Origin of the sequence: Microbacterium sufflavum (assembly GCF_023101165.1) — a bacterium.
Taxonomy (GTDB): Bacteria; Actinomycetota; Actinomycetes; order Actinomycetales; family Microbacteriaceae; genus Microbacterium; species Microbacterium sufflavum.
In genome coordinates this window covers 2,076,826-2,094,835 of the sequence record NZ_CP078076.1, presented here as the reverse complement: position 1 = coordinate 2,094,835, position 18,010 = coordinate 2,076,826, and the positions used below count along the sequence as shown (strand labels likewise).

Here is an 18,010-nt window from a genome sequence, read left to right as displayed (position 1 = left end):
ATCATTCGGTAAGTAATCGACGGCGCCCCCCGCGCCGCCCGACCCGACGCAGAACAACGGAGTTCGCATGACCTCAGCCACCGCTGCCGCCTCGTCCACCGGAAGGATGCCCGCCGAAGAGCGCCGGGTGCTCGCGGGCACCCTCGTGGGCACCTCGATCGAGTGGTACGACTTCTTCATCTACGCACAGGCCGCCGGCCTCGTGCTCGCGCCGCTCTTCCTCGCCCCGATCGCGGAGTCCAGCCCGGGGCTCGCCCAGGTGCTGTCGTTCGCCACGATCGGCATCTCGTTCCTGTTCCGCCCGCTCGGCGCGATCGTCGCCGGACACCTGGGCGACAAGCTCGGCCGCAAGAAGATGCTCGTCTTCACGCTCGTCATGATGGGCCTGTCCACCTCGCTGATCGGCCTGCTGCCGACGTACGCGGCGATCGGTGTCGCCGCGCCGATCCTCCTCATCCTCCTCCGCATCCTGCAAGGCTTCTCCGCGGGCGGCGAGTGGGGTGGCGCCGCCCTGATGGCCGTCGAGCACGCGCCGACGGGCCGGCGCGGCCTGTTCGGCGCCTTCCCGCAGATCGGCGTGCCGGTCGGCATGATCCTGGCGACGTTCACGCTGTGGGCGCTGACCAGCTCGATGTCGCCCGAGGCGTTCCTGGAGTGGGGCTGGCGCATCCCGTTCCTGCTGTCGATCGTGCTGATCGCGGTCGGTTACGTGATCCGCCGCGCGGTCGACGAGAGCCCCGTGTTCGAAGACCTGCGCCGCCGCCGCAAGGAGGCCTCGGCCCCGCTCGGGCAGCTGTTCCGCTCGAACACCAAGCAGGTCGTGCTGACGGCCGTCATCTTCATCGCGAACAACGCCGCCGGCTACCTGCTCATCGCGTTCTTCGCCACCTACGCGGTCACCGCGCTGGGGATGGAGCGTCCGCCCGTGCTCCTGGCGACCACGCTCGCCTCGTTCGGCTGGCTGATCTTCACGCTGTGGGGCGGGCACCTCTCCGACCGCCTCGGGCGCATCCGCACCTTCCAGATCGGGTACGTCGCCCTGGCGGTGTGGGCGATCCCGATGTGGTTCCTGATCGACACCGCGAACATCGTCTGGTACTTCGTGGCGCTGTTCGTGATGACGTTCGCCCTCGGGCTGTCGTACGGCCCGCAGGCAGCGCTGTACGCCGAGATGTTCCCGGCGAACGTGCGCTACTCGGGCGTCTCGATCGGCTACGCGCTGGGCGCGATCCTCGGCGGGGCGTTCGCGCCGATGATCGCGGAGTCGCTGCTGAACCAGTTCCACGCGGCGTGGACGATCGGCCTCTACATCGCCATCGCCTCGGTCATCTCGCTCATCGGGGTGTCGCTGGTGAAGGAGACGAAGGGCGTGGACCTCTCCGTCTGACGCGCGGGATCCGGGATCGCGGCCGGCCGTGCGCCTGTGCCATAATTACCTTACGATCGGTCAGTAATTCACGGCCGGCCGCTCCCCGGACCACCCGCAGGACGACGATGTCAGGAGATCCGCATGCCAGAGGCCTATCTCGTCGGAGGCGTGCGCACGCCGGTCGGGCGCTACGGCGGCACCCTCGCCACGGTCCGCCCCGACGATCTGGCCGCCCTCGTCGTCGGCGAGGCCGTGCGGCGCGCCGGGCTCGACCCCGCGACCGCGGAGCTCGACGAGGTCATCCTCGGCGCGGCGAACCAGGCCGGTGAGGACAACCGCAACGTCGCCCGGATGGCGGTGCTGCTCGCGGGGCTCCCCGACACCGTGCCCGGCATCACCGTCAACCGGCTCTGCGCCTCCGGCATGTCGGCCGTGACCATGGCCGCCCAGGCGATCCGCGCCGGCGACGCCGACCTCATCGTGGCGGGCGGCGTGGAGTCGATGACCCGCGCGCCCTGGGTGCAGGCGAAGCCCGAGAAGGCCTGGGCCAAGCCCGGAGCCGCGTTCGACACCTCGATCGGCTGGCGCTTCCCCAACCCGCGACTGCTCGCGCGCGACAAGGCCACGTTCACGATGCCGGAGACCGCGGAAGAGGTCGCCCGCGTCGACGGCATCACGCGCGCGGAGGCCGACGCGTTCGCCGTGCGGTCGCAGCAGCGCGCCGCCGCCGCGATCAGCGCCGGCCGCTTCGCCCCCGAGATCGTCGGCGTGCCCGTGCGCGACGGCGAGGTGCTCGTCGACGAGGGCCCCCGCCCCGACACGACCCTCGAGGTCCTGGCCCGGCTGCGCCCCGTGGTCGCGGGCGGCGAGGTCGTGACCGCGGGCAACTCCAGCGCCCTCAACGACGGCGCGTCCGCGGTGCTGGTGGCGAGCGCCGCTGCCGTGGAGCGCTACGGCCTCACGCCGCGCGCGCGCATCGTGGTGGGCACCTCGGCCGGACTCGCCCCCGAGGTCATGGGGCTCGGGCCGGTGCCCGCGACCGAGAAGGCGCTGCACCGTTCGGGGCTGTCGCTGGACGACCTGGGGTCGATCGAGCTGAACGAGGCCTTCGCATCGCAGTCGCTCGCGTGCATCCGCCGCCTCGGACTCGACGAGGACCGGGTGAACGCCGACGGCGGAGCCATCGCGCTGGGCCATCCCCTCGGCTCCTCGGGCTCGCGGCTGCTGGTCACGCTGATGGGCCGCATGGAGCGTGAGGGCTCGCAGTACGGCCTGGCGACGATGTGCGTCGGCGTCGGGCAGGGGGCGGCCACGATCCTGGAGGCCGTGCGATGACCGCGGCGCCGACCGCCGAGACCCCGCCCGCGACGCCGCTGCTGGTCGAGCACCGCGGGGACCGGGTGATCGCGACCCTGAATCGTCCGCACAAGCGCAACGCGATCGACCAGGCCACGATCGACGCGCTGCACGCCCTGTGCGCGGAGCTGGAGGAGACGCCGAAGACGCTGATCCTCACCGGGGCCGAGGGCGTGTTCGCCGCGGGTGCCGACATCGCCCAGCTGCGGGAGCGCCGCGCCGCCGACGCGCTGCGCGGCATCAACGCCCACGCGTTCGTGCGCCTCGCGGAGCTGCCGATGCCCGTGATCGCCGCGATCGACGGCTACGCCCTGGGCGGTGGGGCCGAGCTCGCCTACGCCGCGGACATCCGCCTCGCCACGCCCGCGCTCCGCATCGGCAACCCCGAGACCGGTCTCGGGATCATCGCCGCGGCTGGGGCATCGTGGCGGCTGAAGGAGATCGTGGGTGAGGCCAGGGCCGCCGAGCTGCTGCTCACCGGTCGCACGGTGCTCGCCGACGAGGCGCTGCGCCTCGGGATCGTCTCCGCTCTGCACGAGCCGGACGAGCTGCTCGACGCCGCCCACGCCGTGGCCGACCGCATCGCCCGCAACGACCCCGCGGCCACGATGGCGACCAAGCGCGTGCTGCGCGCCCCGCGCGACCGGCACCCCGCCGTCGACCTGGAGGAGCAGTCCGTGCTCTTCGAGAGCCCGGAGAAGTTCCGCCGCATGACCGCCTTCCTCGAGCGGAGAGACCGATGACGACCACCTCACCCTCCCCCTCCGCGGCCGCCGCGACGGCCCCGCCCACCGCCCCGGCGCGCGTCGGCGTGCTCGGCGGCGGGCGCATGGGCGCCGGCATCGCGCACGCCTTCCTGCTCGCGGGCTCCCGCGTGACCGTGGTGGAACGCGATGACGCGGCGGCGGATGCGGCGTCCGCGCGCGTGCTCGGCTCCGTCGACGCCTCGATCGCCCGCGGCTCCGCCACCGACACGGTCGCGTCGTATCGGGCACGCTTCGCGACCGGCACCGACGCGGCCCTCTTCGCCGACTGCGACCTCGTCGTCGAGGCCGTGCCGGAGGACCTGAGCCTGAAGATCGAGGCGCTCACCCGCGTGGAGGCGCAGCTCTCCCCCGCCGCCGCCTTGGCCTCCAACACCTCCTCCATCGCGATCGACGAGCTCGCCGCCGTGCTCGACCGCCCGGCGCGCTTCCTCGGCCTGCACTTCTTCAACCCGGTGCCCGCCTCGACCCTGGTGGAGATCGTGCGCGGCGCGGCGACCGACGCGGCCCTGACCGACGCGGCCCGCGGCTGGGTGCACGCCCTCGGCAAGACGCCGATCGTGGTCGCCGACGCGCCGGGCTTCGCCTCCTCACGACTGGGCGTCGCGCTCGGCCTGGAGGCGATCCGGATGCTGGAGGACGGCGTCGCCTCGGCGGCCGACATCGACGCCGCCATGACGCTCGGCTACAAGCATCCGGTGGGTCCGCTCCGGCTCACCGACCTCGTGGGGCTCGACGTGCGGCTCGGCATCGCCGAGTACCTGGCCGCGCACCTGGGCCCGCGCTTCGAACCCCCCGCTCTGCTGCGCCGTCTCGTCGCCGAGGGCCACCTCGGCCGCAAGAGCGGACGCGGCTTCTACGACTGGGACGACTGATGAAGGGAACCCCCATGACCGAGATCCTCCCCAGCTACGTGCAGGGCGCGTGGTGGACCCCGTCCGCCGACACCGAGGCCACCGAGGTGCGCGACGCCTCCACGGGCGAGGTGGTCACGCGCGTCTCCACGACCGGGCTCGACCTGGGCGCCGCCCTGGACCACGCGCGCACGGTCGGGCAGGCGTCTCTCGGCGCGCTCACCTTCCACCAGCGGGCCGTGCTGCTGAAGAAGCTCGCGCTCGCCCTCACCGCACGCAAGGAGGAGCTGTACGCACTGTCGAGCCGCACGGGCGCCACGGCGCAGGACTCCTGGGTCGACATCGACGGCGGCATCGGCGTGCTCTTCGCCTACTCCAGCAAGGGCCGCCGTGAGCTGCCCAACGCGAAGGTCTACGTCGACGGCGCCGTCGAGAACCTCTCGCGCGACGGCTCGTTCCTCGGCCGCCACATCTACACGCGCCTGCCCGGGGTGGCCGTGCAGATCAACGCCTTCAACTTCCCGGTGTGGGGGTCGCTGGAGAAGTTCGCGCCCGCCTTCCTCGCCGGGGTGCCCACGGTCGTGAAGCCCGCGACGCCCACCGGCTACCTCACCGAGGCGATGGTGCGCGTGATGGTCGAGTCCGGGCTGCTGCCCGACGGCTCGCTGCAGCTGGTGTCGGGCAGTGTGCCTGATCTGTTCGACCACCTGCGCCTGGGCGACCTCGTGGCGTTCACCGGCTCGGCCTCGACCGCGGAGCGCCTGCGTGCGCACGACGCGGTGCAGACCGGCGGTGTGCGCTTCACGAGCGAGACCGACTCGATCAACGCGTCGATCCTCGGCACCGACGCCGTGAGCGGCACCCCCGAGTTCGACGCCTACGTGAAGCAGCTCGTGACCGAGATGACCTCGAAGGCCGGGCAGAAGTGCACCGCGATCCGCCGCGCCATCGTGCCTGAGGACGCGGTTGACGACGTGATCGCCGCCGTGCGCGCGCGCCTGGAGCAGCGGATCGTCGTGGGCGACCCGCGGGCCGAGGGCGTCACGATGGGCCCGCTCGCCTCCCTCGCACAGCGCGACGAGGTGCGCCGCCAGGTGCGACGGCTGCAGGAGGGGGGCGGCGAGCTCGTGATCGGCTCGACCGACGACCCCGCGGTGCGTCACGCCGACGGCAGTGAGGCGACCGCCCCCGACGGCGCCTTCGTCGCCCCGATGCTGCTGCGCTTCGCCGACGCGACCAGCCCCGCCGTGAACGAGATCGAGGCGTTCGGCCCGGTGTCGAGCATCGTCGGGTACCGGTCGCTGGCCGAGGCGTCGGAACTCGTGGCCCGCGGCGGCGGCTCCCTCGTCACCAGTGTCGCGACCCACGACCCCGAGGTCGCGACGACCCTGGCGGCCGGCATCGCCGCCTACAACGGCCGGGTGCTGTTCCTCGACCGCGACGACGCGCGCAGCTCGACCGGTCACGGCTCCCCCCTGCCCAACCTCGTGCACGGCGGACCGGGCAGGGCGGGCGGCGGCGAGGAGCTGGGCGGCATCCGCGCGGTGCTGCACCACATGCAGCGGACGGCCGTGCAGGGCTCCCCCGAGATGATGACCGCGCTCACCGGCGTGTGGCATCAGGGCGCGACGGCGCGCCCGTTCGAGGCGAACGACGGCGTGCATCCGTTCCGCAAGTCGCTGTCCGAGCTGCGGATCGGCGATCAGGTCGCAAGCCCCTCGCGCACCGTGACCCTCGACGACATCGAGACGTTCGCGGCGTTCACGGGCGACACCTTCTACGCGCACATGGACGAGGCCTCCGCGGCCGCGAACCCGTTCTTCCCCGGACGGGTCGCGCACGGCTACCTGCTGGTGTCGTGGGCCGCTGGGCTGTTCGTCGACCCGGCGCCGGGACCCGTGCTGGCCAACTCCGGCCTGGAGAACCTGCGCTTCGTGACGCCCGTGTCACCCGGCGACGAGATCCGGGTCGAGCTCACCGCCAAGCAGATCACCCCGCGCGAGACCGACGAGTACGGCGAGGTGCGGTGGGATGCGGTGCTGAAGAACCAGGACGACGAGATCGTCGCGACCTACGACGTGCTCACGCTCGTCGCCAAGGAGCTCGCCGCCGTGTGAGCGCCGGGGCGCCGGGCGGGCGGGGTGTCCGGCGCCTCAGCGGCGGCGCAGGCCGTCGAGGGCGATGGCGACCACGTCGTCGGCGAGCCGGTCCGCGCCCTCACGCCCTCCGGGGCGGTACCACTCGACGATCGAGTTGATCATGCCGAACGTGAGGCGGGCCACGACGGCCGCGTCGATGTCGGAGCGCAGCGACCCCTCCGCCTGCGCCTCTCCGACGAGCGCGGTGATGCGCCGGTCGAACGCGCGACGGCGAGTGAGCGCGCGCCGCTCCACGTCGGTGTTCCCGCGCACCCGCAGCAGCAGGGTCACGGCGGGCAGCTGCGACACGAGCACGTGCACGGCGCCGCGCAGCACGTGCTCCAGGCGCGCGACGGCGTCGGGCGCCCGGCCGCCGTCCGTGAGCGGCAGCGGGTCGTCGACCACGGCCTCCAGGCCGCTGAGGGCAGCGTCGAGCGCCCGGTCGAGGATGTCGTCCTTCGAGGCGAAGTGGTGGTAGATCGCCGACTTCGACAGGCCAAGGCGCTCGGCCAGCTTGCCGATCGAGGTCGCGTCGTAGCCGTGCTCGTTGAACGCGGCGACCGCGACGTCGAGGATCCCCTGCTGGTCGTACCCGGGGCGGCCGCGCCGCGTGGTCTGCATCTCGGACATCCCCCACAGTCTCCCATCGCGGCGCCCCCGCGCCGTGCAGGCGGCGCGATCTCGGCGCCGTGTCAGCGCAGGTCGTAGACGCGCTTGTACTTGCCCTCGCTGCGGGGCAGGGCACCCGGCTCCTCCAGCCGCACCGCGACCGTCGACCCGACGAACACCTTGATGCGCTGCGCCAGCACCTTCGCCGCCGCCGCGCACGTGTCCACCGAGAGGTCGGGGTGACGCTCGATGCGCACGGTCAGCGCGTCCATCCGCCCCTCCTTCGTCAGCTCCAGGATGAAGTGCGGGGTCAGCTGCTCGATGCCCAGCACCAGCTCCTCGATCTGCGTCGGGAACAGGTTCACGCCGCGCAGGATGATCATGTCGTCGTTGCGACCGGTCACCTTCTCCATGCGCCGCATGCCCGGCCGCGCGGTGCCCGGCAGCAGGCGCGTGATGTCGCGCGTGCGGTAGCGGATCACCGGGAAGGCCTCCTTGGTGAGCGAGGTGAACACGAGCTCGCCGCGTTCCCCGTCGGGGAGCGCCTCGAGCGTGTCGCCGTCGATCACCTCGGGAAGGAAGTGGTCCTCCCACAGGTGCGGCCCGTCCTTCGTCTCCAGGCACTCGTTCCCGACCCCGGGCCCCATCACCTCGCTGAGCCCGAAGATGTCGAGCGCGTCGAGGTCGAGGCGCTGCTCGAGCTCGTGCCGCATCTCGTTCGTCCACGGCTCGGCACCGAGCACCGCCACCTTCAGCGACGTCGACCGGGGGTCGATGCCCTGCGCGGCCATCGCATCCGCGATCGTGAGCAGGTAGCTGGGCGTGCACAGGATGGCGTCCGGCTCGAAGTCACGGATCAGCTGCACCTGCCGTGCCGTCTGCCCGCCCGACATCGGGATCACCGTGGCGCCCAGGGCCTCGATGCCCGCGTGCGCTCCGAGGCCGCCCGTGAACAGGCCGTAGCCGTAGGCGTTGTGCACCTTCATGCCCCGCCGGATGCCGCTGGCCCGCAGCGACCGCGCCACGAGCGAACCCCAGCGGTCGAGGTCGCCCCGGGTGTAGCCGACCACGGTCGGGCGGCCCGTGGTGCCGCTGGAGGCGTGGATGCGGGCGACCTCGTCCATCGGCACCGCGAACATCCCGAACGGGTAGGTCTCGCGCAGGTCGTCCTTCGTCGTGAAGGGCAGGCGGCGCACGTCGTCGAGCGACCGGATGTCGTCGGGGTGCACGCCCGCCTCGTCGAACTTGCGGGTGTAGAGCGGCACGTGCGCGTAGGCGTGGCGCACGGTCCGTTGCAGCCGCTCCAGCTGAAGGGCCTCGAGCTCCGCACGGCTCAGGCGCTCCTCGGGGTCGAGTTCCTCGGCGGCGGGCGGGCGGAGGGCGGAAGCGGGGGCGGTCGTCGTCGACACGGGGGCTCCTCGGGTTTCGGCGGGTCAGTGGGTCTGGGGCGTGGTGCGGGAGCGGCCGCGGAACTCGGCGACGGTGTCGCCCTGCTCGTCGACCACGGTGACGTCGTAGATGCCGGAGCGCCCGGTGCGTGTGCGTCGCACGGCCGTGGCCGTGAGGGTCTGCCCGGCGACGGTCGGCTTGAGGAAGGCGATGTCGGCTCCGGCCGCGACCGTGACCCGGTCGTCCTCGTTGCAGGCGATCGCGAAGGCCGTGTCGGCGAGCGCGAACACGAACCCGCCGTGGGTGATGCGGAAGCCGTTGGTCATGTCGTCGCGCACGCGCATCGAGACGACCGCATGACCGGGGTCGTCGCGCTCGACCGTGAGCCCGAGCATCGCGGACGCACGGTCGCGCTGCATCATGGCGCGATTGGGCTGCACGGCCTCCGCCGTCTCCGTCGTCACATCCGTCATCGCCGACCTCCTCGTCGCGCTGGGGACGGGACGCCGCGGTCCCGCTCGGCCCATACTAACTGAACGATCGGTCAGTAAGACAGAGCGGGACCGCGGCCCGACGCAGAGCGTGCGTCAGTCGACGGTGAGGGGCGGGGTCAGCGTCGCATCCTCCACCGTGATCCCGGTGATGACGGCCGCCGGATCCGCGGCGTCGCGGTCCGCGCGGAAGCGAACCACGCCGCCCTCCCTCGTCGCCCACTGATAGAAGTCCTCGCCGGACGAGACGATCTGCAGGAACGTGCCATCGGGGAATGCGGCGACGGCGTCGGCGAGCGGCGCCCCGATGCGCACGCCCTGGGCCGCCGGGAGCAGGTCGCCGTTCGGCTCGACGTCACCGTCCAGGTTCGCGATGCCGGCGGTCACGCCGCTGAGCCGCGCCCCGTCTTCGGTGAAGTGCAGGATGAGCGAGGACTGTCCGTCCGGACTCACCAGGCGCGCGGCCGTGTCCGTCCAGGTGAACTCCTCGGCCGTCGCGCCGGGGACCGCGGCGAGCGCGGCGGCGCGGTCGGCACCGAAGATCAGAGGACCGACGCCCGTCGGCGTCAGCTCCCACGTGCTCCAGTCGGCGGAGGGATCCTGCTCGGACGGCGTCGGCGTGACGGGCGGCTGCGCGGTGAGCTCGTCCACGAGCGCGGTCTTCGCCTCCACCGCACGGTCGCGCAGCAGGAGCGCAGCGGCCTCCGCGTCGAACGCGGAACCGTCCTGTGCCGGCTGCCACGCGTGCACGATCACGTTGCCGACCGCGGCGAACGCGTGGTGTGCACGCCACGGGCTCCCCGAGGAGTCGAGTTCCAGCGTCCCGGCGAAGGCGCGGACACCATCGCCGTCGGGAGCCACGGAGGCCGTGAAGGACCCCGGCCCCTGGGCGTCGAACTGCGCGCAGCTCTCGACCGTCGACACGAGGTCGTCCATCCGAGCGGACGCGTTCTCCTCCGAGGCGAACTGCAGGATCTCCTGCCTTCCGCTGTTCCCGGCGTCTGCGCCATCGACCCACGGCACCGTGCGCGCGCCGATGCTGCGCATCGACGTCTCGCTGATCAGGAGCCTGCAGACGGCCGGAGCGAAGTCGGGACCGCCGCCGTCGGCGTACTGCACGAGCGTGTCCGTGATCGCGGTCGCGGGCGGTGCCCCCGGGAAGAGGCCGGCGACCTCCTGCGGAGTCAGTGCGAACGACTCCAGCTCGCCGCCGACGAAGAGCAGCGGCCCGTCGTACGGCTCCGGCGCCGAGGTCGACGGCGCGGCCGAAGGACTCGACGCGGGCTCGGGAGTCGGTGCGCACGCGGACACCCCCGCGAGCGCCCCCACGAGGACGGCCGCGAGGCCGCCTCGCGCGATCGATCTCTTCACGAACGACATGCTGGACATTCGACCCTCCGGTGGTCTCTCACGCGCCGACGGCGCGTCCCCTGCCGCGAGCGTAGTGGTTCGGCCCACCAAAATACTGGCCAGCCGACCACCGTGACGAGAACGATACGGATCGCATGCCCGCATCGGCATACACCCCCGCCCCGACCGCAGAAGCCCGCGTCGGGCGCCGTCACCCGGCGCGCGTCACGGCCGCCCGCGCCTCGGCCGCCGTGGGGGCGCCGGCCGCGGCCTCGGCCATCCGACGGCAGTCCTCGACGGTCACCGCGTCCAGCGCCGCGGCCACCCGTCCGAGCGCACGCGGGGTCATCGACAGGGAGGTCACGCCGAGCCCGACCAGCACGGGAGCGAGGGCCGGATCGCCCCCGGCCTCACCGCACACCCCGACCGGCTTCCCCGCCGCGCGACCTGCCGCACCCACCATGCCGATCAGGCGCAGGACTGCGGGCTGCCACGGGTCGTTCAGCTCGCCGAGGTCGCTCAGCAGGCGGTCGGCCGCCAGCGTGTACTGGGCGAGGTCGTTCGTCCCGAGGCTCACGAAGTCCACGACCTCGAACAGCTCGGCCGCCAGCAGGGCGGCAGCGGGCGTCTCGATCATGATCCCGACCCGGTCCAGCCCGGCGGCGTGACACCGCTCCGCGAACTCCCGCGCCTCCTCGACGGTCGCGACCATCGGCGCCATCACCTCGACCTCGGCCGACTCCGCATCCGCCGCGCGTGCGAGCGCCCGCAGCTGATCGTCGAGCAGGGCGGGGTTCCGCCGGGCGATGCGCAGTCCGCGCACACCGAGGGCCGGGTTGTCCTCGTGATCGGCGTTCGCGAAGGGCAGCGGCTTGTCGCTGCCCGCATCGAGCGTGCGCACCACCACCTTGCGGCCGGGGAACGCGGCGAGCACTCCGCGATACGCCTCGACCTGCTCGTCGATCGTCGGCGCATCGACACGGCCGAGGAAGCAGAACTCGGTGCGGAACAGGCCGACGCCCTCCGCCTGCGCGGCCGCCGCCGCCGCAGCATCGCTCGCACCGCCGACGTTGGCGAGCAGCGGGAGGCGCATCCCGTCCGCCAGGCGCCCGCGACCGTCGAAGGTCACGACGGTGGACGCCGCGCGCGCGGACGCCACGTCGACCTCATCCGGATCGACCGTCACGGTGCCGCGTTCTCCATCCACCAGCACGGTGGTGCCCTCGGAGACCCCGAGGGCACCGGCGAGCCCCACCACCGCGGGGAGCCCGAGCGACCGCGCGATGATCGCAGTGTGCGAGGTCGGGCCGCCCTGCTCCGTCACCAGCGCCACGCACCGCCCCCCGTCCAGGGTGGCGGTGTCGGCCGGCGACAGGTCGGTCGCCACCAGCACGAACGGCTCGTCGCGCTCCGGCACACCCGGCAGGTCGACCCGCAGGATCTCCGCGATGATGCGATCACGCACGTCGCGGATGTCGGCGGCGCGCTCGGCCATCCGGCCGCCGAGCGCGAGGAGGGCCTTCTCGTGCGTCGCGGACGTCTCCCAGACGGCGCGCGCGGCCGTGCGTCCCTGCGCGCGCACGAGCTCCGTCGCCTCCGACACCAGCTCCGGGTCGGACGCGAGGAGCCGGGACGCATCGAGGATCGCGCGGGCCTCGCCGGTCGCCTGAGCCGTGCGCGAGCGCAACTGGTCGGCCACGGCCACCGCGGCCCATTCGATCGCCGACACCTCGGCCTCGCGCTCGTCCGGCGCGACCACCGTCTCGGCGTCGGGCTCCGGCAGCGGCGGCGCCACGTGCACCACCGGCGCCGCGACCCTCCCCGGGCTCACACCGCGCCCCCGCAGCACGGCCCCGGGCTCGATCGGCACCGGTCCGTCCGCATCGCCGTCCACACCCGCTGCGTCCGCAGCCGAACCCGCTCTCTCCCCGCGGGCGTCGTTCGTCTCCGCGCCGGCGCCACGGCCCCCGGTCTCCGCGGCGGCGGCAGCACCCGGACCGTCCGCCGCGACGGACGCATCCGGACCCCCGACGCTGGCGCGAGCGCCCTCTCCGCCGGCACCGTCCGCGGCTCGAGTGTCGTCGCGCTGTGCGTCCTCCACGCCCTCGCCGAAGCCGTCGTCGAACAGGGCGACCAGCCGGTCGAGGGCGGCCGCGGCGTCGGGACCACGGCCGATCAGCTCGAACTCCGTGCCCTGCCGCGCTCCGAGCGCGAGCAGGCGCGTGAGGCTGCGCGCCGCCGCCTCGATCCCATCGGGCAGCCGTCGCAGGCGCACGTCCGCGCCACCGGCGGCCTCCGCGATCAGGGCGGCCGGGCGCGCGTGGATGCCCAGCGGGTTGCGCACCCGCACGCGACGCACACTCGCGCCCTCCCCATGCGCGCCCGACTCCGGCACGGCCGCGGACCCGGTCGTCGTACCCGTTCCCACCCCCGTGCTCCCGGCGGCGCCCGCCTCCGCCTCGGGCTCCCCGAGCTGTCCGCTCTTCGCCACCAGCGCTCCGGTCGCTTCCGCGGCCACGGCGTCGAGGTCGGCCCCGGCCGCCGCGGCGACCACGGCGGCGAGCAGCCCCTCCACGAACGGCGCGGGCGCCAGGCGCACCGGCACGTCGCTCGCCCGCAGCTCCAGCGCGAGCTCGGCGCTCAGCACCGCGGACCCGAGGTCCATCAGCACCAGCACCCCGTCGCAGTCCGCGGCGAGCGCATCGATCGCGGTCGCGACGGCCACGGCGTCGGTCCCGAGTACCGGGGCACCGTCGGCGTCGACCCCCGCGCCCGCCGCCACCTCGACGCGCACGCCTCCCCCCGGCACCATCTGGAGGGCGAGCTCGAGCGCCGCCTCCCCGAGCCGGGCGCTGTGGGAGACGGCGACGATGCCGATCATCAGGCGCTGTCCGCGATCGCGGCGGCGAGCGTGTCGAACAGGATCGCGGTGGAGGCCGCGCCCGGGTCGAGGTGCCCCGCGCTGCGTTCGCCCAGGTAGCTGGCGCGCCCCTTGCGCGCCACCAGGTCGAGGGTGGCGTCGCGCCCCGCGGCCGCCGCGTCGGCCGCCGCCCGGGCGGCGTCGCCCACCGAGGATCCGTCGGCGAGCGCCGCGTCGAACGCATCGACCGCCGGCGCCATCGCGTCGTACATGGTCTTGTCCCCCGCCTCGGGTTTGCCGCGGGCGACGATGCCCTCGAGTCCGGCACGCAGGGCCGCGGCGAGCGCGGGGCCGTCCAGCTCCGAGACCGCTCCGGCGGACATGCCCATGCGCAGGAAGAAGGTGCCGTACAGCGGGCCGCTCGCTCCGCCCACCGAGCTCACGAGCGTCATGCCGACCGTCTTCAGCAGCTCGTCGACCGTGGCCGGGGTCCCCGCGGCCAACTTGTCTCCCACGGCCGCGAAGCCGCGGGCCATGTTGGCGCCGTGGTCGGCGTCGCCGATCGCGGAGTCCAGCTCGGTGAGCCAGTCGCGCTGCGCGGTGACCGCGTCGCGGTAACGGGTGATCCAGTCCGCGAGCTGCGCGGTGCCGACGGCCGCCATCAGGCGCCCCACCGCAGGCCGGGGGTGACCACGGGTGCGTCCCACAGCCGCAGCAGCTCGTCGTCGGCCTTCAGCACCGTGACCGAGCAGCCGGCCATGTCGAGCGAGGTGATGTAGTTGCCGACGAGGTTGCGGGCGATCTGCACGCCCGACTTCTCCAGGATCGCGGCGACCTCGCCGTACATGAGGTAGAGCTCGATGAGCGGGGTCGCACCCATGCCGTTGAGCATCACGATCGCGGGACCGGCCGCGTCGATGTCGCCCAGGATGGGTTCGACGAGCTGGCGGGCGATGTCGGACGCGGGCGCGAGCGGCTCGCGGTGTCGGCCCGGCTCGCCGTGGATGCCGATGCCGATCTCCATCTGGTCGTCCGGGAGGTCGAACGTGGGCTTGCCCGCGGCGGGCACCGTGCAGCTCGTGAGCGCCATGCCCATCGAGCGCCCCTGTCCGTTGATGCGCTTCGCCAGCTCGACGACGGACGCGAGGTCGCGGCCCTCCTCGGCGGCGGCGCCCACGAGCTTCTCCAGCAGCACCGTGAGCCCGACTCCGCGGCGTCCGGCCGTGTACAGCGAGTCCTGCACCGCGACGTCGTCGTCGACCACGACCGTGCCCACCTCGATGCCCTCCATCGACGCGAGCTCAGCGGCCATCTCGAAGTTGAGCACGTCGCCGGTGTAGTTCTTCACGATGTGCAGCACGCCGGCGCCACGGTCGACGGCCTGGGTCGCCACCTGCACGCGGTCGGGGGTGGGTGAGGTGAAGACCTCCCCGGCGACGGCCGCATCGAGCATGCCCGTGCCCACGTAGCCGCCGTGCAGGGGCTCGTGTCCCGACCCGCCACCGGACACGACGGCGACCTTGCCCTGCGCCTTGGGCGTGGCCCGCGTGATGACGTGGTTCTCCAGATCCACCGACAGCTCCGGATGAGCGGCGGCGACGCCCCGCAGGGATTCGACGAGGACGTCTTCCGGGGCGTTGATGAGCTTCTTCATCGTGCGATCTCCTTTGATGCATCGTGCGCTGTCCCGAAAATCCGAAAGGAATTCGTTAATGTCGAATATGCTCGGAGCCTGCCGGCTTGTCAAGATCGTTCAGGCGACCGGCGCGACCGGGTCGACGACGACCGGAAGGAGACGCGGATGATCCAGGCGATCGACCGTGCTGCGAAGATCCTCGACCTGCTGCAGGGGGCGCGCCACCTCGGCATCACCGACCTGTCGAGCGCGCTCGGCCTGCCGCCGTCGACCGTGCACGGCATCGTGAAGTCGCTGCGCGCGCACGGCCTGGTCGCGAAGGAGCGCGGAGGGCAGCGCTACATGCTCGGCCCCACCCTGCTGCGCCTCAGCAACGTGTACCTCGACAGCCTCGACGTGCGGGCCCGGTCCATGCGCTGGACCCAGGAGCTCGCCCGCCGCACGCACCTCTCCGTGCGCCTGGGAGCGCCGCACTTCACCGACGTGCTGGTGATCCATCACAACCTGCGCCCCGACGACAGCCAGCAGATGCTCGAGACCGGTATGGCGATCCCCGCGCACGCCTCCGCGATGGGCAAGGTGCTGCTCGCGTACGACCAGGGGTTCCAGCGGACGGTGTTCGACGCACCGCTGCGCAGCCTCACCGGCGACACGGTCACCGACGTCGCGCGGTTGACGCTGGAGCTGCCCGCGATCGCCGAGCGGGGTATGGCGGGCGAGTTCGACGAGGCCGTGCTCGGTGAGTCGTCGCTCGCGGCGCCCGTCGCCGATGCCTCCGACGCGATCGTCGCCGCGGTCGCCGTGGTCCTGCCGACCTCGCAGACCCCCGCCTCGGACGCCGTCGTGAACGCTCTGCGCGAGAACCGCGAGGAACATCTCCCGCGAGCTCGGCGCGACCTCCTGGCCCCCGCGCATCTCCCCCGCCGACGACTGAGCCCGGGGCCCCGGCGTCAGCCGCGGAGGGCGAGCGCGAACGGGAGCACCGCGGTGGCCCCGGCACGACGGAGGGTGCGCGCGGCGACCGTCATGGTCCAGCGACTGTCGACGAGGTCGTCGACCAGCAGCACGGGGCCCGCTGGCACCTCGAGGTGCGACGCGTCGAAGCGGTCCCACACGCCCGCGAGCCGGAACACGCTGTTCCCTCCCGACTGGCCGGACGGTCCCCCGCCGCGCAGCTCCAGAGCGCCCAGGTACGGCAGTCGCCCGATGTCGGCCAGTCCTCGCGCCAGCGAGTCCACCAGCAGCGGCCGCGACCGCGAGGGCAGGGCGACCACGGCGACGGGCCGCTCCACCCACCCCCACCCGGCGAGCACGCGCACGCACGCCTGCACCAGCTGCGGGGTCACCGCGGCATCGGGGGCGCCCGCGGCGAAGGTGTCGCGCAGCGCGCCGCCCCAGCCCAGATCGGTGAGCCGCGCCAGCGCACGCCCCTCCTCGGCCTGCTCGTCCGCGGGGATGCGGCCCTTGACGGGCACGTCGAGGCGGTCGGCGCCGGTCGGCCAGGCGCGCCGCGGCTCGATCGGCACGCCCACGCGGTCGAGCGACTCCGCCGCCTGCGCGCTGGCCGTCGACGCCACCTCGGTCGGGAACCAGACGCCCGCGCAGGTGTCGCAGCGACCGCAGGGCGCGGCGGTCTCGTCGTCGAGCGCCCGCTGCAGGAACTCCATGCGGCAGCCGTCGGTCCGCTCGTAGTCGAGCATGTGCTGCTGCTCGGCGACCCGCTCGGCGGCGATGCGCTCGTAGCGCTCGGCGTCGTAGGCCCACGGCGCTCCCGTCGCGATCCAGCCGCCCTGCACGCGCCGCACGGCTCCGTCGACGTCGAGCACCTTGAGCAGCAACTCCAGCGGCGTGCGGCGGATGTCGACCAGGGCCTCCAGCGCCGGGGTCGAGATCGGAGCGTCGCCGAGCGCGGCGATCACCCGTTCGGCGCGCTCACGGTCGGGCATCGACGCGGTCGCGAAGTAGTGCCAGATGTCGCGGTCCTCGACCCCGGGCAGCAGCAGCACGTCGGCGTTGTCGCTCGCTCGGCCCGCACGGCCCACCTGCTGGTAGTACGCGACGGGCGACGACGGCGCGCCGAGGTGCACGACGAAGCCGAGGTCGGGCTTGTCGAAGCCCATGCCCAGGGCGCTGGTGGCCACGAGCGCCTTGACCTCGTTGCGCTTGAGCATGCCCTCCGACTCGGCGCGCTCCTCGGCATCGGTCTGCCCGGTATAGGCGCGCACCTCATGCCCGTGCTCACGCAGCAGTCGCGCGGTGTCGACGGCCGCGGCGACCGTGAGCGTGTAGATGATGCCGGAGCCCGGAAGGTCGTCGAGGTGGCTCAGCAGCCAGGCCAGGCGGCTGGCCGAGTCGCGCAGGCGCAGCACGCCGAGCCGCAGCGACGTGCGGGCCAGGGGTCCGCGGATCGTCAGCACCGGCACGGCTCCCGCACCGGCACCCGCTTCCGCTTCCGTTTCCGCATCCGCATCCGCACCCGCACCCGCACCCGGTGCAGCGGACGCCACAGCCCCACCGGCCTCCCCGGTCGGCAGCGCTCCGAGCTGCTCGGCGACGTCGGCCACCACGCGGCTGTTGGCGGTCGCGGTCGTGGCCAGAACCGGCACGTCGGTCGGGAGCTGGCCGATCAGGTCGCGCAGGCGGCGGTAGTCGGGCCGGAAGTCGTGCCCCCAGTCGCTGATGCAGTGCGCCTCGTCGACGACGAGCATGCCGAGGCGGGCCACGAGCGCGGGCAGCTGCTGCTCGCGGAAGGCGGGGTTGTTGAGCCGTTCGGGCGACACCAGCAGCACGTCGACCTCGTCGCGCGCGAGCCGCCCCTCCACCTCCGCCCACTCGTGCGCGTTCGTGGAGTTGATCGCCACCGCCCGCACGCCCGCGCGCTCGGCGGCCGCGATCTGATCGCGCATGAGGGCGAGCAGCGGCGACACCAGCACGGTGGGGCCGGCGCCCTGCCGTCGGCGCAGCAGCGTGGCCACGAAGTACACCGCGGACTTGCCCCAGCCGGTGCGCTGCACCACGAGCGCGCGGCGGCGCCCTTCCACCAGGGCCTCGATCGCCTCGTACTGCCCGTCGTGGAAGTCGACGTCGGCGCGCCCGACCAGCTCGGCGAGGGCGGCGCGGGCGGTGTCGCGGGCGGTGTCGGCGGGTGCGGAGGTCATGTCTTCCACTCTGCCGCACACCGCCGACAGCCCGGT

General features: G+C 73.3%; 13 protein-coding genes and 1 pseudogene. 6 read left to right on the top strand and 8 right to left on the bottom strand.

Features of this window, described 5'->3' with window-relative positions; genetic code table 11:
• The first annotated feature begins 67 nt into the window (after positions 1-67).
• The 5 genes from KV394_RS10230 (at position 68) to paaZ (ending at position 6,460) form a co-directional block, all read left to right on the top strand.
• Positions 68-1,387, top strand: coding sequence for an MFS transporter (locus KV394_RS10230; protein WP_206251595.1), 1,320 nt, complete (start codon positions 68-70; stop codon positions 1,385-1,387).
• Positions 1,388-1,510: 123 nt separating this feature from the next.
• Complete coding sequence (locus KV394_RS10225) at positions 1,511-2,704, top strand: thiolase family protein (RefSeq protein WP_136045811.1); 1,194 nt, start codon at positions 1,511-1,513, stop codon at positions 2,702-2,704.
• Entirely contained in the window at positions 2,701-3,468 is a 768-nt protein-coding gene (locus KV394_RS10220; RefSeq protein ID WP_206251596.1) for an enoyl-CoA hydratase/isomerase family protein, read from the top strand. Before KV394_RS10225 ends, KV394_RS10220 begins: the two co-directional genes overlap by 4 nt.
• Positions 3,465-4,364 (top strand): 3-hydroxyacyl-CoA dehydrogenase family protein, encoded by a 900-nt coding sequence (locus tag KV394_RS10215; protein ID WP_247981378.1) that lies wholly within the window; start codon positions 3,465-3,467, stop codon positions 4,362-4,364. The genes KV394_RS10220 and KV394_RS10215 overlap by 4 nt, the downstream gene beginning before the upstream one ends.
• A gap of 14 nt (positions 4,365-4,378) precedes the next feature.
• A complete protein-coding gene (gene paaZ, locus KV394_RS10210) occupies positions 4,379-6,460 on the top strand; it encodes a phenylacetic acid degradation bifunctional protein PaaZ (RefSeq protein WP_136032117.1) in 2,082 nt (693 codons plus the stop codon).
• A gap of 36 nt (positions 6,461-6,496) precedes the next feature.
• On the opposite strand, the gene KV394_RS10205 is transcribed toward paaZ, so the two are convergent.
• From KV394_RS10205 to dhaK, 7 genes are all read right to left on the bottom strand, one after another.
• Positions 6,497-7,111: a TetR/AcrR family transcriptional regulator gene (locus tag KV394_RS10205; protein ID WP_136035420.1), complete on the bottom strand. Its 615-nt coding sequence runs from the start codon at positions 7,109-7,111 to the stop codon at positions 6,497-6,499.
• Positions 7,112-7,173: 62 nt separating this feature from the next.
• Complete coding sequence (paaK, locus tag KV394_RS10200) at positions 7,174-8,499, bottom strand: phenylacetate--CoA ligase PaaK (protein WP_247638495.1); 1,326 nt, start codon at positions 8,497-8,499, stop codon at positions 7,174-7,176.
• A gap of 24 nt (positions 8,500-8,523) precedes the next feature.
• The gene (gene paaI / locus KV394_RS10195) at positions 8,524-8,952 is read right to left on the bottom strand and encodes a hydroxyphenylacetyl-CoA thioesterase PaaI (protein ID WP_136035418.1); all 429 of its coding nucleotides are present in this window, start codon (positions 8,950-8,952) and stop codon (positions 8,524-8,526) included.
• 114 nt (positions 8,953-9,066) lie between these two features.
• Positions 9,067-10,350, bottom strand: a complete 1,284-nt coding sequence (locus tag KV394_RS10190; protein ID WP_247981377.1) for a sensor domain-containing protein — start codon at positions 10,348-10,350, stop codon at positions 9,067-9,069.
• 181 nt (positions 10,351-10,531) lie between these two features.
• Entirely contained in the window at positions 10,532-13,201 is a 2,670-nt protein-coding gene (gene ptsP, locus KV394_RS10185; RefSeq protein ID WP_247981376.1) for a phosphoenolpyruvate--protein phosphotransferase, read from the bottom strand.
• The gene (gene dhaL, locus KV394_RS10180) at positions 13,201-13,842 is read right to left on the bottom strand and encodes a dihydroxyacetone kinase subunit DhaL (RefSeq protein WP_247638494.1); all 642 of its coding nucleotides are present in this window, start codon (positions 13,840-13,842) and stop codon (positions 13,201-13,203) included. The genes ptsP and dhaL overlap by 1 nt, the downstream gene beginning before the upstream one ends.
• Complete coding sequence (gene dhaK / locus KV394_RS10175) at positions 13,842-14,834, bottom strand: dihydroxyacetone kinase subunit DhaK (protein ID WP_136030276.1); 993 nt, start codon at positions 14,832-14,834, stop codon at positions 13,842-13,844. The genes dhaL and dhaK overlap by 1 nt, the downstream gene beginning before the upstream one ends.
• On the opposite strand from dhaK, the pseudogene KV394_RS10170 reads away from it, so the two are divergent.
• A pseudogene (locus KV394_RS10170) lies at positions 14,766-15,602 on the top strand (IclR family transcriptional regulator); the annotation flags it as partial. The gene dhaK and the pseudogene KV394_RS10170 overlap by 69 nt on opposite strands.
• Before the next feature lie 164 nt (positions 15,603-15,766).
• Here KV394_RS10170 and KV394_RS10165 read toward each other — a convergent pair.
• Positions 15,767-17,974 carry a RecQ family ATP-dependent DNA helicase gene (locus KV394_RS10165; RefSeq protein WP_247981375.1) on the bottom strand — a complete coding sequence of 736 codons (2,208 nt, stop codon included), beginning with the start codon at positions 17,972-17,974 and terminating at the stop codon, positions 15,767-15,769.
• Between the last annotated feature and the right edge of the window lie 36 nt (positions 17,975-18,010).

Excerpts from the sequence above, each read along its gene's own strand:
- dhaK (WP_136030276.1), bottom strand. The coding sequence starts at position 14,834 with ATGAAGAAGCTCATCAACGCCCCGGAAGACGTCCTCGTCGAATCCCTG.
- KV394_RS10215 (WP_247981378.1), top strand. The coding sequence starts at position 3,465 with ATGACGACCACCTCACCCTCCCCCTCCGCGGCCGCCGCGACGGCCCCG.
- KV394_RS10190 (WP_247981377.1), bottom strand. The coding sequence starts at position 10,350 with ATGTCGTTCGTGAAGAGATCGATCGCGCGAGGCGGCCTCGCGGCCGTC.
- KV394_RS10205 (WP_136035420.1), bottom strand. The coding sequence starts at position 7,111 with ATGTCCGAGATGCAGACCACGCGGCGCGGCCGCCCCGGGTACGACCAG.
- KV394_RS10165 (WP_247981375.1), bottom strand. The coding sequence starts at position 17,974 with ATGACCTCCGCACCCGCCGACACCGCCCGCGACACCGCCCGCGCCGCC.
- paaZ (WP_136032117.1), top strand. The coding sequence starts at position 4,379 with ATGACCGAGATCCTCCCCAGCTACGTGCAGGGCGCGTGGTGGACCCCG.
- dhaL (WP_247638494.1), bottom strand. The coding sequence starts at position 13,842 with ATGGCGGCCGTCGGCACCGCGCAGCTCGCGGACTGGATCACCCGTTAC.
- KV394_RS10220 (WP_206251596.1), top strand. The coding sequence starts at position 2,701 with ATGACCGCGGCGCCGACCGCCGAGACCCCGCCCGCGACGCCGCTGCTG.
- ptsP (WP_247981376.1), bottom strand. The coding sequence starts at position 13,201 with ATGATCGGCATCGTCGCCGTCTCCCACAGCGCCCGGCTCGGGGAGGCG.
- KV394_RS10230 (WP_206251595.1), top strand. The coding sequence starts at position 68 with ATGACCTCAGCCACCGCTGCCGCCTCGTCCACCGGAAGGATGCCCGCC.
- paaI (WP_136035418.1), bottom strand. The coding sequence starts at position 8,952 with ATGACGGATGTGACGACGGAGACGGCGGAGGCCGTGCAGCCCAATCGC.
- KV394_RS10225 (WP_136045811.1), top strand. The coding sequence starts at position 1,511 with ATGCCAGAGGCCTATCTCGTCGGAGGCGTGCGCACGCCGGTCGGGCGC.